The sequence below is a fragment of the Microbulbifer sp. YPW1 genome (assembly GCF_013367775.1).
Classification (GTDB): domain Bacteria; phylum Pseudomonadota; class Gammaproteobacteria; order Pseudomonadales; family Cellvibrionaceae; genus Microbulbifer.
This window is the reverse complement of record NZ_CP055157.1, coordinates 1,083,073-1,098,243: the sequence shown is the minus strand read 5'-3', so window position 1 is coordinate 1,098,243 and position 15,171 is coordinate 1,083,073. Positions and strand designations below refer to the sequence as shown.

Genomic DNA, 15,171 nt, shown 5'->3' with positions numbered 1-15,171 from the left:
AAAAAATTTAGAGAATCCATGTCAAAGACACCACCGGAAGAGTACTTCACCCGGGAGCACTACCGGGTGTTCTACCCCATCACCACCCGCTGGCACGATAACGATATCTACGGCCACGTGAACAACGTGACCTACTACAGCTACTTCGACAGTGCGGTAAACCGCTACCTGATTGAAGAGGGGGGATTGGATATCCACAGCAGTGAGGTGGTCGCGTTTGTGGTCAACTCCAGCTGCGACTACCGCGCGCCCCTGGCTTATCCGCAGCAACTGGAAGCGGGTATCCGGGTGGAGAAACTCGGTAACAGCTCGGTGGTTTACCGGGTGGGCATTTTCCCCGCGGGTGATACCCGGGCAGCGGCCAGTGGAAGTTTTACTCATGTATTTGTCGCGCGCGCGGAAAACCGCTCGGTGCCCATTCCCGAACCCATTCGACAGGCGCTGTCCCGCATCGAATAGAATACACATCTGCGATAGTCTGGAGGGGTTGCAGAATTTCCCTCCTTAATACCGCGCATTTTTCGTTGAGAAGACTGCGAACTCGATATCGGTTGCGGGCAGTGACGGGAAGACCGGGATCGAGATGCCCGCGTGACTAGTAGCCTTCGGGTTTTTCCAGTTCCTGGATGACATACCCGGCCTCTTCGGTCTTTTCGTTGAATACCTGTTGAGCATCGAAAAGGCCGCGGTTGTAGAAGTAGGGCCCCAATTCCTTGGCGAAAAAGTCGATCAGGAACTCCGCCTCAAACCCACCGATATCTTGCTGCAGCTCATCGCTGAAGTAGGACTTGATCTTGCCAACCATTCTTTCTTTCTGGTCTTTCGAGAATTCAATTTCTTGCATTATTACCCTCGCTTCTGCGTATCGGAAGTGACGGATTCGTCCGCTCTCAAGGTGAGTACCTCAAATCCATCCGTGGTCACCAGCACCGTGTGCTCCCATTGTGCAGACAATTTCCCATCGCGTGTTACTACCGTCCATCCGTCTTTTTGGGTTTTTGTTTTGTGTGTGCCCTGATTGATCATGGGTTCGATGGTGAAGGTCATTCCCTCTTTCAGTACCTCGCCGGTGCCGGGGCGGCCGAAGTGCAGGACTTGCGGGGCTTCGTGCATTTCACGGCCGATGCCGTGGCCACAATAATCCCTCACCACACTGTAACCATACTGTTCGGCGTGTTGCTGGATCGCATGGCCGATATCTCCGAGGGTGGCGCCGGGACGCACCGAGTGGATACCGCACCACATGGCGTCGTAGGTTGTGTTCACCAGCTTGCGCGCAGCGGGGGAGACGTCACCGACCAGATACATTTTACTGGAGTCGGCGATGTAGCCATTTTTTTCCAGGGTGATGTCCAGATTGACGATATCGCCGCTTTTCAGCTTGCGCGACGCGCTTGGCATACCGTGACACACCACGTCATTGATGGAGGTGTTCAGGGAGTAGGGGTAGTCATACTGCCCCTTGCTGGCGGGGCGGGCAGCGAGGGTGTTGGTGATGAAGTCTTCCACCTGACGGTCGATTTCCATGGTGCTCACCCCCGGCGCCACGAAGCTATCCAGCATCTGGAATACTTCGCTCAGCAAGCGGCCCGACTCGCGCATCAACGCCTGTTGCTGCGGTGTTTTTACCTGCACCTTATTCACGGGTCAGAGCCTCCAGGCTAGCCGATGGGTTCCGCAGCAGCATCTTGCACAGCTGGTTGTAATTCAGCTCGGGATTGAGCTCCGCGAGCATGCCGATGCGAATCCAGAACTCGGCCTGGGCGTTAATGGAACGGGACATAACGGCGCTGGCACCGCGGATATCATCGTGCAGCGTGTCGGATATTTTTACGATTCCCAAGATGGCCTCCACAGTTCGTGTGTGAATGACAGTATATATGAATCATATACGGATCGTATAAAGCGATAAGTGGACCGGTAACGGGGGAGGCCGCGGCTGGATCGGTACGCTGCTTTTGCTTGCGGCGTAAAATTGCGTAAGCTTGCGGGCATTCGTTGTCACTCCGAGTCTCAGTTTTGCGCCCCTACAACCCGCCTACCGATCCATACCTGGATGTCGTCTACAGTGACGCCCACTTGCTGGTGCTGGACAAACCCAGTGGCCTGCTGACCGTGCCCGGGCGCGATCCCGCGCATAAAGACAGCCTCGCCAGTCGCGCGCAGCAGGAATACCCGGACGCGTTGATCGTGCACCGGCTGGATATGGATACCTCCGGCCTTGTGGTCATGGCGCGGGGGCCGGATATCCACCGCCAGTTGAGCGGTCTGTTTCAGCAGCGCGCGGTGGAGAAAATCTATATCGCGCGGGTATGGGGAGAGCCGCGGGAGGAAGACGGGGAGGTGGACTTGCCGCTGATCTGCGACTGGCCCAATCGACCCCGGCAGAAAGTGGACTTCGAGGTAGGCAAGCCGTCACAGACACGCTGGAAAAAGCTTTCCAGCGACGGCCGTACCAGCTTGCTGGAATTGACCCCGATCACTGGCCGCTCGCACCAGTTACGTGTGCATATGCAGGCCTTGGGACATCCCATTCTTGGGGATCCCTTTTACGCCCATGAGGAAGCCCTGACGGCAGCGCCGCGATTGCTGCTACATGCGCAGGAGTTGGGTTTTACGCATCCCGTACTGGAACGGCCTTTGCATTTTATGTGTAACCCCGGTGCAGAATTTCAACTTGAGCAAGTGTAATTGTGAGGGAGGGAGGTAACTGTGAATAGGAAAAAACTCATCGAGTCTACCATCGCTGTTGCGTTGGGAATTTTCTCGCTCTGGATGTCGATCTACACCATCGGCTTTTCCGCAGCCCTGGCGATCCCGCAGTGGCTAAATGGGCCGATGCAGAGTATCGGCTCAAATCTGTCCATGTTTCTCTGGAGCCTGCTGGTGGTGTATCCGCTGGGTGTCGGCTTGTTGATACTGTTGTCGCTTTGGGTGGCGGCACGCTTTCCTGTTCAGAACCCGCGCCTGTTTTGCCTGGTGTTTGCACTCACACTGTGCGCTACGCATTTGATCTACGGCTTCTGGAACGGCAATGGGTATTCGCCGTTGCTAATTCTGATGTGGAGTAGTAGTTATTGCATCGTAGTGATTGCCATGGTCCGGATGGAATTCTCATTGTTCCGGTTGGGACGTGATTAATCGGGTGCTTTCAGCGAAAACGATGAAATAAAAAAGGCGGCCATGGGCCGCCTTTATCGGTTCAATACCAAGAAATGTTTGTCTTCAGGCATGAGTTGGCGCATATGCGCCCTGGGAATGTGAGAATGTTGGACAACTGGGTGGGGCGGTTCATTCTAGAGTAAATGCACATGGGAAATAGATGCGACAAATAGAGCCATGAATTGGGCGGAGTGGGTGTGTGAAGATTAAACTGTATTTTGATCTACTTTTGGTTTTTGTTTTTATCGGTACTTTTCCGCAGAGAGGAATGTCGAGTTCGAATTGAATGGGTTTAGTGAATCCTATCTGCCGCCCCGCCCCATCGTAGTTAGGTTATTCTCTGATGGGTCATTTTATGGAAATGAAAGTGATGTTGAGAGACGATTCAGGAAGTGCGCTGATCCAGAGAGACTTCAACCCTGTATTGTTGCTGATACGTCATTTTTGAAATTTTCTATTCCCAAGGGAAATCTGGAGGTAAATCTTGGTCGGGAAAGGACTGCTTTCCCCGCCGAGAGCCGATTGGCGGCGTGCTTGAAGATCAGGATATCCAGCAGTTCCTTGGCCGGCAGTAATAATTAGTGTCGGAGTAAATCTTGGCCAGAAATTTCAATAATTGGAGCTCGTCATCTTCTCAAATGACAGTTTGGTTTGCTTTTCGTCGATGCGCCTGAGTTGCAGATAACTTGATGCATTTAGAGTAATTAAAGGTGAGAAAGCGAAAAGTTTATCGATCAGGCTTTATAAGTATCCCTCATTCTCGATGTCCATTTCTTTAAAGCTTTGTCTTGCGCGACTTGCCTCTTCCTAACTCTCCCCTATCTGCCTAAATTTTAAATAAACGCAAAACTTCTTCTACAGTTGAATATACGATAAATGCATATTCCTTCAGGAGAGTGAAATGACTGACAGGGTTTCATCAGACGACATTACCCCTCCGTTTTCTGAAGAGGACGAGAAGGCCATTCAGGAAGCTTTAGATCAGGCAGGGATTAAGCTGAAAGAGCACTTCAGCCTGCCGCAGGGTCCGGTGGCGGATGAGCCGGGAAAGCGAGTAAATCCCGCTGTGCCGGAGGGAAGAATCAAAGAGAATTATAATGGCCAACGTGGAGATGGCACATTTTCCAAGATGGATTTCCCTTGGCAACCGGATTGTGACCAAGAGTTCGCTATTGTTATTTCTGAGGTCTGGACGCCGCCACCGGCAGGCCTTGCTGGAAAGTTTTGGCTATGGGCGGGCTTCGCGTTCCTAAGGGCAATTTTGATCTGTCGGAGAAGCCAGCGTTGCCGGCGCGTTATTCCTCTGGGGTGTGAGTCTACCTGGGAGGTTCAATTTGCCAACGGAACTGTCTACTGTCGCGCCAGATTCGTTTTTATATGCAGCGAGATCTGAATGTTCGTAGCCACCTTCTAATATGGTCCCTGAAACTCTCTCCACCCCGAGGGGGGAGGGTGCGCGCAGGTCGAATCGGGTGTTTCCTTGACGTTAACTGATGAATCGTTCCATCTGCACGCAAGGACGCCGATATGAAAAAACTGACATGCTGGGTTTCAGCAATATGCTTTGGCTTGCTGAACGGGAGTGCCGGGGCCGAAGATTCGAGTATCCTTTTCGAGGTCACAGCACCAGCTGGCTATTCCGTCAAAGATACCGTGCATCTGGTTGGGGACTTCAATAACTGGGCGCTGGAAGGTGACGACGCCGTAACCCTCGAATATGTCGATGGAACATTGAGGGCCGAGGTTGTGGTCAGTGAAGAAGATCTCTTCTTCACCTTTGTGAAAAATAAGGATTGGGGCCTAACCCCCACTTCGGAAGCTGGAAAAAGTCTCTGTACCTATCATCTTAGAGCGGATGCCTCCGATGTGGCGCAGGCAGAAATTCCGGCCTGGAGAGGCGATGTTCCCACGCAAAAAGCACCGTCGACAAAGCGCGGTAACCTGCGCACTCTGCGCAACTTCCCGATGCCCGAGCTGGGGCGCAGCGCCGATATCGTTGTTTACCTCCCGCCCTCCTACGAAACCGCCAGCAGTATTGATTACCCGGTGCTGTATATGCTCGACGGCCAGAATTTGTTTGACAGCGCGAGCGCGTACAGCGATGAGTGGCAGGTGGATGAAACCATCGAGCGTCTGGTGGCGGCCGGTGAGCTACCAGAACTGATTGTGGTGGCGATACCCAACTCGGGCAACCGCTGGATTGAATACAACCCCTGGGATTTCCGTGATCGCGATGGAAGTAGTAAAGAGGGGTTGGGCGGTCTGACAATGGAATTTATTCGCGCGCGTCTCAAGCCTTATATAGATAATCATTTCCACACCCGCTCGGGAAGAGAGAATACTGGCGTGGCCGGCAGCTCTCTTGGTGGACTGATGGCGATATACGCGGCGCTGGAACACAGTGATACTTTCGGTTTCGTCGCGGCATTTTCGCCGGCGCTGGATATAAAAAACGTGCGTGGGAAAAATGTACTGTTTGAGGCAATAGACAATAGTGCCGACGCAGTCGGTAGCCGAATCTATTTCGATATCGGCAAAGTTGAATACGGAGATTTTCAGCGTATCGAGGCGCTGGAGCGGGCACTGCTAGAAAATGGCGCTGAGTCTGACCGGCTGATGCTCGTGAAAGATAAGCTTGGCCGCCATTGCGAACTCGACTGGTCGCGGCGCTTACCTGTGGCGCTCAAGTGGTGGCTCCAGGAATAATTGATTTTATCTATCCGGTATGAAGACGGTCAGCGCGGCTCGACAGCGTGCAGCCGGCCAGAAAGTAATCTGACCGGCTGAGAGGTTAATTATTTACTCGCGACCGGCGTAGCCAGTATATCTTCGATCAGCTCATCGATCTGTGCGCGGGTGACGTTCGGCATACAGATCACATGGCTTTCCCCATTGGCCGTGGCCAGCTGCCATTTCTGTTTTACCGATTCTGCCACCTGTGGGAATACCACGGTAATCGCATTGGGATTGCGCCAGGCGCTGATGCCTGCGTGGCGCATCTGGGTTTCCGCATAGCTGGCAGTATCCAGTGAGTGCTGCACCCTTGCTGCCAGTCCCTCGACCCCCAGAGATTTGATGGTGTGCCACAGTACCAGCGGGGTAAATCCATTGCGCGAGCCGGTGATGGTGGTGTCCAGATTGCCGATATAGGAGATGGAGCGCGCAATCCGGTCCACATTGCACTTGCGCGCCAGCACGATGCCGCAGGGTATCGGTGAGCCAAAGAACTTGTGGCCGCTGATGGAGATGCTGTCGGCGCCGTCGGCAAAATCGAACGCGGGGCGCGGATCCATAAACGGCGCCATGCCCCCGCACAGTGCTGCATCGCTGTGGATGTAGCGCTGGCTGAATGCCATTTCGTCGAGAATGTTGTTGATCTTTTTCAGGTCGTCCCGCGCTTCGGTCATGGTGGTGCCGATATTGGCGAAAATGATCGGCGGAATATCGCGGCGCGCGCGTAAAGTCTCGCGCAGATCGTCGTAATCAATCTCGCCGTTTTTCTGCGAGCGGATCATGATGTGGCGCATGCCCAGGAAGTGCAGGTTCTTGGCCACGCTGTAGTGGGTGTCCTGGGAGTAATACACGATGCCCTTGGGCAGCAGTTCCCGCGCCAGATACAGTCCGTACAGGTTGCCTTCGGTACCGCCGTTGGTGACGTATCCCCACCAGTCGTTTTCCGGTGCGCGCAGCATCTCCGCAAAAAACGTAATCACGTCGCGCTCGAAACCGCGGCTGTCTACCCGCCAGGTGGAGTCGCTGAACGGGTCGCCGAGGTTGTTGAGCGGGTAGCGCAGGAATTCCACCAGGTCGTCGAACTCGAAATCCTTGGACACCGGATAGCCGAGGTAGGATTCCGTATTCTCGCGGGTGTTTTCCAGAAATGCCTGCAAGCGGGCGCGGTCGGAGGTTGAAAGTGTCATCTCGCTAAGCCTGTCAATTTTTATAAGAATAGTTTTAACGATCGGGAATAAAAAAGGGCGATCAATGATCGCCCCTTGCAGTGTGAATGGGCTGTTACTTTTTACCCTTCATCGCCGCCGCCAGCAGGTCGCCCATGCTGCCGCGACCGCCGTTGCCACCGCCCTGTTGCTGGCGGCTGCGGTTGTTGTGGCGCTGAGCCTGACGGCTCTCGCGGTGGTCGGCTTTCTTGACGCCGCCGCTGCCCTGTTCGCCGGGCTCGTCAGACATGCGCATGGACAGGCCGATACGCTTGCGCGCCACGTCCACTTCCATCACCTTCACCTTGACGATGTCGTTTGCCTTGACCACTTCGTGCGGGTCCTTGACGAACTTCTCGGACAGCGCGGAGATGTGGACCAGGCCGTCCTGGTGCACGCCGATATCCACAAACGCACCGAAGTTGGTGACGTTGGTGACGGTACCTTCCAGCACCATGCCCGGGCGCAGGTCCTTGATTTCCTCAACACCGTCTTCGAACTGGGCAGTGCGGAATTCCGGGCGCGGGTCGCGGCCGGGTTTTTCCAGTTCGGCGATGATGTCCTTCACCGTGGGCAGACCGAATTTTTCATCGGTGTAGTCCGCCGGGTTCAGTCGGCGCAGGAAACCGGAGTCGCCAATCAGGCTGTTGATCTCGCGACCGTTCTTCTCGGCGATGCGCTTCACCACGATATAGGATTCCGGGTGCACACCGGATTTATCCAGCGGGTCCTCGCCGTTGTTGATGCGCAGGAAGCCCGCGGCCTGTTCGAAGGCCTTGGGGCCGAGGCGCGGAACGTCCTTCAGCTGGTTGCGGTTCTTGAACGCACCGTTCTGGTCGCGGTAGGTCACAATATTGTTGGCGATGGATGCGCTGAGGCCGGATACCCGCGCCAGCAACGGCGCTGAGGCGGAGTTCAGCTCGGCGCCGACGCCGTTCACACAGTCTTCCACCACTGCGTCCAGGGAGCGCGCCAGCTGGGTCTGGGAAACGTCGTGCTGGTACTGGCCCACACCGATGGATTTCGGTTCGATCTTCACCAGTTCTGCCAGCGGGTCCTGCAGGCGACGGGCGATGGAGATGGCACCACGGATGGTTACGTCCAGGTCCGGGAATTCTTTCGCCGCGAACTCGGAGGCGGAGTACACGGAGGCGCCTGCCTCGTTCACCATCACCTTTTGCGCGGTGAGCTTGTACTGCTTGATGGTCTCGCCGACAAACTTGTCGGTTTCGCGGCTGGCGGTACCGTTGCCGATGGCGATCAGGCCCACGTCGTACTTGTTGCAGAAGGCGGCGATCACCGCGGCAGATTCCTGAATGCGGTTCTGCGGTGGGGTCGGGTAAATAGCGGTGTGGTCCAGCACCTTGCCGGTAGCGTCAACCACGGCCACTTTCACCCCGGTGCGCAGGCCCGGGTCGAGGCCGATGGTGGCCTTCTGGCCCGCCGGCGCCGCCAGCAGCAGGTCTTTCAGGTTACGGGAGAACACCTTGATGGCCTCTTCCTCTGCCATTTCGCGCAGCTGGCCCAGCAGATCGGTCTCGAGGCTGGTGAGAAGCTTGATGCGCCAGGTCCAGCGCACCACTTCACCCAGCCACTTGTCCGCAGGACGGCCCAGGTCTTCGATGTCCACGTGGCGCGCGATCATCGCTTCGCAGGGGTGGGCCTGTGTGGCGGTGCGCTCTTCGTCGCCCTCCAGCCCCAGATTGATCGCGAGGATGCCTTCGTTGCGGCCGCGGAAGATGGCCAGGGCGCGGTGGCTGGGCACCTTGGAGAAAGGTTCGGCGTACTCGAAGTAATCGCGGAACTTGGCACCTTCCTGCTCCTTGCCGTCCAGCAGCTTGGATTTCACCTGGCCCTCGCGGCTCAGGAAGTCCCGCAGCTTGCCCAGCAGCTCGGCGTCTTCGGCAAAGCGCTCCATCAGGATGAACTTGGCACCGTCCAGCGCACCCTTGATGTCTTTGACGTGCAGGGCGGCATCTTCATTGTCGGTGTTGAGGTACTTCTGTGCCTCTTCTTCCGGGTTCAGGCTGGGATCGGCGTAGAGTGCATCGGCCAGCGGCTCGAGGCCCGCTTCGATGGCGATCTGGCCCTTGGTGCGGCGCTTGGGCTTGTAGGGGAGATAGAGGTCTTCGAGGCGGTTCTTGGTGTCGGCAGCGTTGATCTGGTTTGCCAGTTCCGGCGTAAGTTTGCCCTGCTCATCGATACTTTTCAGGATCGCGGCGCGGCGCTCTTCCATCTCGCGCAGGTAGCGCAGGCGATCTTCCAGGGTACGCAGCTGGGAGTCGTCCAGCTCGCCGGTGACCTCTTTCCGGTAGCGGGAGATGAAAGGCACCGTGGCGCCCTCGTCCAATAGGCCCACGGCGGCAGCCACTTGTTGCGGGCGCACGTTCAGTTCTTCGGCAATACGGGCGTTGATATCCAACATCTTGTTATCTACTTCCTCACAAATTCATATCGGGCAATTCGGTCTTTCGACGCAGCGCCAGCCACAGTAAAACGGCGGCCATTATGGGCCATGCGGCGTCGCTGACCAAGATTGACAGTGCTTGGAATTTGCGGCGGCAAAATGGTTCACAGCGCCAGTTTGCGGTCAAGCGCATTTTGCTGCGACGGCTTGCATCCGGGGATAGTTCCAATGTCGTCGAAGCCCTGTAGAATGCGCAACTAGTTAAATTTTGATCAGTGGAAGTTTCTGTGAAGCCTTCAAGTAAAAATAAAGTTTTAGGGATTGTTGTTGTCGCCGGTATCGCTGCGGTAGTTGCTGTGTCCGCACTGGCGCCAAAGCCTGAGGAAAAAGTTGCAGAAGCCGCGGCTCCGCCCATGGCCGATGTGCTCTACGCCAACCCGGCGCGCCACACCCTGCTGGTGCCCAGCCAGGGTTCCGTGCACGCGCGCCACGAGATTGAAGTGGTGGCCCGTGTGGGTGGTGTCATTCAGGGGGTTAACCAGGCGTTTGTGGCCGGCGGTTTCTTCAGCCGGGAAGATTCACTGATCCAGATTGAGCCCGCGGATTACCGCCATGCGCTGACTCGTGCCGAATCCCAGGTGGCCAATGCCGCCGCCACCCTGGCCCAGGAGCAGGGGCGTGCCAAGCAGGCCCAGCGCGAATGGCGCGACCTGGGTAGCGATGCCGCCAACCGTTTGTTCCTGCGCAAGCCCCAGCTGGCCGCTGCGGAAGCGGCCCTGGCCGCCGCCAAGGCCGACCGCGATCAGGCCAAGCTGGACTTGGAGCGCACCGCGGTGCGGGCGCCGTTTGACGGGCGTGTGGTGGAAACTCTGGTAGATATCGGCCAGTTCGTATCCCCGGGTACCAAACTTGCGCGTATTCACAGTGTGGGTATCGCGGAGGTGCGCTTGCCCCTGACTGACCACCAGCTGTCCCTGCTGGAACTTCCCCTGGGCCGCGCGATTGAAAGCGGTCCCGCGGTGCGCCTGTCGGCAAGCCTCGCCGGTAAGGAGCGCGAGTGGCGCGGCCAGATCGTGCGCACCGAAGCAGCGATCGATCCCAACAGTCGCTTCGTCTACGCGGTGGCGCAGATCGAGAATCCCTACGCCGGTGAAGCACCGCTGATTAACGGCCTGTTTGTGGAAGCCCACATTGCCGGCAAGACCTACGACGACATCAACATCCTGCCGCGTCAGGCGCTGCATGAAGGCAACCACATTCTGGTGCTGAACGAAGAAAACCAGCTGGCGTTCAAAGACGTGGAGCTGCTGCAGGCAGTGGGCGATCAGGTGTGGCTGCGCGGTGATATCGAAACCGGGGAGCAGATTGTGATCTCCAGTCTCGGGTATTCCCGTGAGGGCATGGTGTTGAGCCCCAATCCGCTGAACGATAAGCCCTCCGGCCTGATGCTCGGTGAGAAAGAAGGTGCCGAGGAGACCGAGGAGCCGGAAGTTGAAGCGGGCGGTAGCTCTACCGCCTCGGCACAGGGAGCTTTCTGATCATGCAGGGCATCATTGGGTGGTTCGTCCGCAACAGCAAGGCCGCCAACCTGTTGATGATCATGATCATCATCGGCGGTATTTTCGGTATTTCCCACGTCGGTCGCGAGGTATTCCCGGCGATCAATCCGGGTATCGTGCGCGTAGACATCAGTTATCCCGGTGCCGGTCCCGCGGAAGTGGAGCAGCAGGTTACCCAGCGGGTCGAGCAGGCCATTTCCGAGGTGAAAGGGATCAAGGAGATCAATTCCTGGTCTCGCCGCAGCCACAGCACGGTTGAGGTCAAGGCGGTCGACGGTTATGACGAACTGCGCCTGCTGAACGACATCAAGGTGCAGGTGGACTCGGTCAACACCTTTCCGGGTGATATCGAGCGTCCGGTGGTTGCCCTGCAGGAGTGGGAGCAGCAGATGATGATGATCGCCATCGGCGGTCCTGTTTCTCCCCGTCAGCTCAAGGACACCGCGCTGGACCTGCGCGACAAGTTGATGCTGCTGCCCGGCGTGCGCCGTGTAGACGTATGGGGTGATCGCGCGGATGAGGTCTCCATCGAGGTATCCGAAATCGATCTGCGCCGCTACAACCTCTCGTTTGACGATGTGGCCAACGCGGTGCGTCGATCTTCCCTGGACCTGCCTGCGGGTATGGTGCGTTCCGACCGCGGCGACATCCAGGTGCAGACCCGTGGCCAGGCATACACCGGTGCTGACTTTGAACGCATCCCTCTGGTGAGCCGTAAAGACGGTACCCAGCTGCTGCTGGGCGACGTGGCCAAGGTGCATGATGGTTTCGAGGAAGAGGGCTCGGTAATCCGCTTCAACGGCAAGCCGGCAATGAACCTGCGGGTAATGCAGGGTGAACCGCTGGACGTGGTAGCCACCGCGGAAGCCATTCGTGAATTCATGAAGGAAGCCCGCGAAACCCTGCCCCCGGGCATGGAATTTGAGAGCTGGTTCGACTTCTCCGAGGCCTATGAGAGCCGCATGAGCATGCTGTTCTGGAATGCGGTGACTGGCCTCGCACTGGTATTTGTATTGCTGATGCTGTTCCTGCGCCCGGCGCTGGCGGTGTGGGTGACGGTGGGTATCTTCACGGCCTTTATGGGGGCCTTCTGGTTGCTGCCCATCACCGGGGTGACCCTGAACATGCTGTCGCTATTCGCGTTTCTGATGATTCTCGGGATCGTGGTGGATGACGCAATCATCGTCGGCGAGGCGGTGCACGCCGCTCACGACCGCGGTGAGGCCGGTCTCCAGGCAGCAGAAGCCGGAGTCAAGACAGTCTCCGCGCCGGTCATTTTCGCCGTGGTATCCACCATGGTGTTCTTCGTGCCGATGCTGTTCCTACCAGGGTATACCTCGCAGATGATGATGGCGCTGCCAGTGGTGGTGCTGCTGTGTCTGACCTTTTCCCTGGTGGAGTCGCTGCTGATCCTGCCGGCGCACCTGGTGAAGCTGAAACCGGAAAAACCGGCCACATCAGGGATCGGTAAGAAGCTGCAGAGTGTGCGCGGCAAGTTCGCCAACGCCATGAAACTCGCCGGTGACAAGTACTACCTGCCGTTGCTGGAGAAATCCCTGAGTAACAGTCGCGCCACGGTGATGATTTTCTTCATGGCACTGGTGCTCTCCATTGCCGTGTTCAAGGGGGGCTATATCGGCTCTGCTTTCTCCCCGGAAGTGCCATCGGACATGCTGGAGCTGCGCACCACTATGGCCCAGGGTGAGTCTTTCGAAGAGACCAAGCGAGTGATGCAGCAGTTCGAGCGCGCTGGCGAGCAGCTGGCGAAAGACCCGGAAATGCTGAAACTCAACGGCGGTCGGGACTTCGTACAGAACACCATGGTGTTCCTGTGGCGCGGTAACGTTACGGTACTGTTGCAGCTTTTCGATGGTGAACAGCGGGATGTGACGTCCGAGCAGCTGGCGCTGAAGTGGCGCGAGTACATCGGTAAATTGCCGGCCAGTGTGGAAGAGATGAACATCCAGCACACCATCAATGATGGCGGCAAAGGCATGTCCCTCAATCTGAGTACGGCTTCCGGCAATATGGACGAGATGCGTCGCGCCGCGGATGCGGTGAAGAAAGAGCTGAATACGTTCGCCGGTGTCTACGATGTGCGCGACAACCTGATCAGCGCCCGCCGCGATATCGAGATCCAGCTGAAGCCACACGCTACCAATCTGGGTATCGGACTGGCGGATGTGGCCAAGCAGGTGCGCCAGGGCTTCTACGGTGAGGAAGTGCAGCGTATTCCCCGCGGCCGTGAGGACGTGCGCGTGATGGTGCGTTATCCGCAAGAGGAGCGCGCCAGCGAGGAGCAGATCGACCGTATCCGTATCCGCACCAATGACGGGGAGATTCCGTTCAGCGCGGTGGCGAATGCGGTCTACGTGCCGGGCTATACCACCATTCGTCGCAATGATCGCGAGCGTACCGTGCGGGTGACGGCGGAGCTGATTCCGGGCACCGCATCTGCACAGGAGATCTTGAAAGAGCTGCGCGACAAGAACCTGAAAAAGTGGGAGAGCCAGTTCCCCGGGTTCACCCTGAAGACTGCGGGTGAGATGCAGGAAGAGGAAGAATTCGGCACGGCGATTCTGGCGTTCTTCGTGCTGTCCCTGTTTGCGATCTATGCGCTGCTGGCAATTGCGTTCCGCTCTTATTCGCAGCCGCTGCTGATCCTGACGGCGGTGCCGTTTGGTTTCTTCGGTGCGATCCTTGGGCACCTGTTGATGGGCTACAACATCAGCATCATGTCCATGCTGGGCTTCCTTGCGGCAGCGGGCGTGGTGGTGAACGATAACCTGGTATTGATGGATCGTATCAATCAGTTGCGTGCCGAGGGTATGGCGGTGATGGATGCGGTAGTGCAGGCTGGTCGCGACCGTTTCCGTCCGATTATCCTGACGTCCATTACGACCTTCATCGGGCTGGTGCCGATCATGTTCGAGCGCTCGATCCAGGCGCAGTTCCTGATCCCGATGGTGGTGAGCCTGGCGTTCGGTGTTCTGTGTGCCACTTTCGTGACCCTGCTGCTGGTACCGAATCTGTACAAGATCATCGAGATGCTGCGGGTCAAGGTGAAGGGCGACAAGGTTTCCGATGAGCTGCCTGTGAGTTTTGAGAAAGCCTGACAGATAACCGCCACTGGGCTTGTAAAGCCCGGTGGCGGCCAGTGATCGGGGCGGGGTCATCCGGTACTCCACAACCTTATCGGCAAATGTTCCGTCCCGAATCACCCCGCCCCGATCACTGGCCTTCTCGCCGATACCTGTAGGGATAGCACCTACAACTTCTCCCGCTCCTGTATTACCCTTCACGCAACTCTGTTCCGCTCTCAGGATCTATCCTTGCGTATTCCCCGTATTTTTTCCGCCGAACCACTGGCGGGTAAAACCGAAGTTCAATTAGACGAAGCTGCGTCGCGTCATCTGGTGAAAGTTCTGCGCCTCGGCCCCGGCCGGCCGCTGATCCTGTTTGACGGGAAGGGTGGTGAATATACGGCGGAACTGCTGGAGGCGGGGAAGAAGGCGCGTGCGAAAGTCGGCGACTACTGCGAAGATGATCGACAGTCACCGCTGGCAATCACTCTGGCTATCGGTATCAGCCGTGGCGACCGTTTCGACTGGGTAATCCAGAAGGCCACGGAGCTGGGGGTGAAGGATATCCAGCCGCTGTTTACCGAGCGCTGTGAAGTAAAGCTCTCCGGCGACCGCCTGCAAAAAAAGCTTGGCCAGTGGCAGCAGATTGCCATTAGTGCCTGCGAGCAGAGCGCCCGCAACCGGGTGCCGGAGATTCTGCCGCCGATGAAGTTGCCGCAGTACCTCGATGAGCAGCGCGATTCGGTGGATGGTGACGTGGCCGGCAATACACTGAAACTGGTGCTGCACCACCGCACCGAGGAGACGCTGGCGCAGCTGGAGCAGCAACTGGGACGGCCCCGGTCGACGCTGTTGCTGGTGGGGCCCGAAGGCGGGCTCTCGGCGGAGGAAATTGAGCTGGCGCTGGACAAGGGGTTCCACGCTCTGCGCCTGGGGCCGCGGGTGCTGCGCACCGAGACGGCGCCGGTGGCGGCGCTGTCTGTACTGCAGTTTCAATGGGGTGATTTTTAGAGCTTTTTGCA

13 protein-coding genes are annotated in these 15,171 nt (G+C 57.4%); 8 read left to right on the top strand and 5 right to left on the bottom strand.

The window, feature by feature from the left end; all coding sequences use genetic code 11:
• Positions 1-18: 18 nt before the first annotated feature.
• The gene (locus HUW35_RS04675; protein ID WP_181254468.1) at positions 19-459 is read left to right on the top strand and encodes a thioesterase family protein; all 441 of its coding nucleotides are present in this window, start codon (positions 19-21) and stop codon (positions 457-459) included.
• 136 nt (positions 460-595) lie between these two features.
• Here the strand turns inward: HUW35_RS04675 and HUW35_RS04670 are convergent, their stop codons facing one another.
• From HUW35_RS04670 to HUW35_RS04660, 3 genes are read right to left on the bottom strand one after another with little or no spacing between them, the layout of a single operon-like run.
• A complete protein-coding gene (locus tag HUW35_RS04670) occupies positions 596-844 on the bottom strand; it encodes a DUF2164 domain-containing protein (RefSeq protein ID WP_181254467.1) in 249 nt (82 codons plus the stop codon).
• Between the two features lie 2 nt (positions 845-846).
• A complete protein-coding gene (gene map, locus HUW35_RS04665) occupies positions 847-1,644 on the bottom strand; it encodes a type I methionyl aminopeptidase (RefSeq protein ID WP_181254466.1) in 798 nt (265 codons plus the stop codon).
• The gene (locus HUW35_RS04660) at positions 1,637-1,843 is read right to left on the bottom strand and encodes a ParD-like family protein (protein WP_181254465.1); all 207 of its coding nucleotides are present in this window, start codon (positions 1,841-1,843) and stop codon (positions 1,637-1,639) included. The genes map and HUW35_RS04660 overlap by 8 nt, the downstream gene beginning before the upstream one ends.
• 176 nt (positions 1,844-2,019) lie before the next feature.
• On the opposite strand from HUW35_RS04660, the gene HUW35_RS04655 reads away from it, so the two are divergent.
• The 4 genes from HUW35_RS04655 (at position 2,020) to HUW35_RS04640 (ending at position 5,868) form a co-directional block, all read left to right on the top strand.
• Positions 2,020-2,691 carry a pseudouridine synthase gene (locus HUW35_RS04655; RefSeq protein WP_181254464.1) on the top strand — a complete coding sequence of 224 codons (672 nt, stop codon included), beginning with the start codon at positions 2,020-2,022 and terminating at the stop codon, positions 2,689-2,691.
• Positions 2,692-2,712: 21 nt separating this feature from the next.
• Positions 2,713-3,141, top strand: a complete 429-nt coding sequence (locus HUW35_RS04650; protein ID WP_181254463.1) for a hypothetical protein — start codon at positions 2,713-2,715, stop codon at positions 3,139-3,141.
• Positions 3,142-4,063: 922 nt separating this feature from the next.
• The gene (locus tag HUW35_RS04645; RefSeq protein ID WP_181254462.1) at positions 4,064-4,555 is read left to right on the top strand and encodes a hypothetical protein; all 492 of its coding nucleotides are present in this window, start codon (positions 4,064-4,066) and stop codon (positions 4,553-4,555) included.
• Positions 4,556-4,689: 134 nt separating this feature from the next.
• Positions 4,690-5,868, top strand: coding sequence for an alpha/beta hydrolase (locus HUW35_RS04640; RefSeq protein WP_181254461.1), 1,179 nt, complete (start codon positions 4,690-4,692; stop codon positions 5,866-5,868).
• 89 nt (positions 5,869-5,957) lie between these two features.
• Here the strand turns inward: HUW35_RS04640 and HUW35_RS04635 are convergent, their stop codons facing one another.
• A complete protein-coding gene (locus tag HUW35_RS04635; RefSeq protein WP_181254460.1) occupies positions 5,958-7,082 on the bottom strand; it encodes a histidine decarboxylase in 1,125 nt (374 codons plus the stop codon).
• 94 nt (positions 7,083-7,176) lie between these two features.
• Positions 7,177-9,525, bottom strand: coding sequence for a Tex family protein (locus tag HUW35_RS04630; protein WP_181254459.1), 2,349 nt, complete (start codon positions 9,523-9,525; stop codon positions 7,177-7,179).
• A 269-nt stretch (positions 9,526-9,794) separates the two neighbouring features.
• On the opposite strand from HUW35_RS04630, the gene HUW35_RS04625 reads away from it, so the two are divergent.
• The 3 genes from HUW35_RS04625 to HUW35_RS04615 all read left to right on the top strand — a co-directional run bounded on the left by HUW35_RS04625 (position 9,795) and on the right by HUW35_RS04615 (position 15,160).
• Positions 9,795-11,045: an efflux RND transporter periplasmic adaptor subunit gene (locus tag HUW35_RS04625; RefSeq protein WP_255463498.1), complete on the top strand. Its 1,251-nt coding sequence runs from the start codon at positions 9,795-9,797 to the stop codon at positions 11,043-11,045.
• Between the two features lie 2 nt (positions 11,046-11,047).
• Positions 11,048-14,182 (top strand): efflux RND transporter permease subunit, encoded by a 3,135-nt coding sequence (locus tag HUW35_RS04620; RefSeq protein ID WP_181254458.1) that lies wholly within the window; start codon positions 11,048-11,050, stop codon positions 14,180-14,182.
• A gap of 216 nt (positions 14,183-14,398) precedes the next feature.
• Positions 14,399-15,160 (top strand): 16S rRNA (uracil(1498)-N(3))-methyltransferase, encoded by a 762-nt coding sequence (locus tag HUW35_RS04615; RefSeq protein ID WP_181254457.1) that lies wholly within the window; start codon positions 14,399-14,401, stop codon positions 15,158-15,160.
• Positions 15,161-15,171 lie beyond the last annotated feature (11 nt).

Coding starts and splice junctions, on each gene's coding strand:
- HUW35_RS04675 (WP_181254468.1), top strand. CDS start 19: ATGTCAAAGACACCACCGGAAGAGTACTTCACCCGGGAGCACTACCGG.
- HUW35_RS04670 (WP_181254467.1), bottom strand. CDS start 844: ATGCAAGAAATTGAATTCTCGAAAGACCAGAAAGAAAGAATGGTTGGC.
- HUW35_RS04645 (WP_181254462.1), top strand. CDS start 4,064: ATGACTGACAGGGTTTCATCAGACGACATTACCCCTCCGTTTTCTGAA.
- HUW35_RS04640 (WP_181254461.1), top strand. CDS start 4,690: ATGAAAAAACTGACATGCTGGGTTTCAGCAATATGCTTTGGCTTGCTG.
- HUW35_RS04635 (WP_181254460.1), bottom strand. CDS start 7,082: ATGACACTTTCAACCTCCGACCGCGCCCGCTTGCAGGCATTTCTGGAA.
- HUW35_RS04630 (WP_181254459.1), bottom strand. CDS start 9,525: ATGTTGGATATCAACGCCCGTATTGCCGAAGAACTGAACGTGCGCCCG.
- HUW35_RS04620 (WP_181254458.1), top strand. CDS start 11,048: ATGCAGGGCATCATTGGGTGGTTCGTCCGCAACAGCAAGGCCGCCAAC.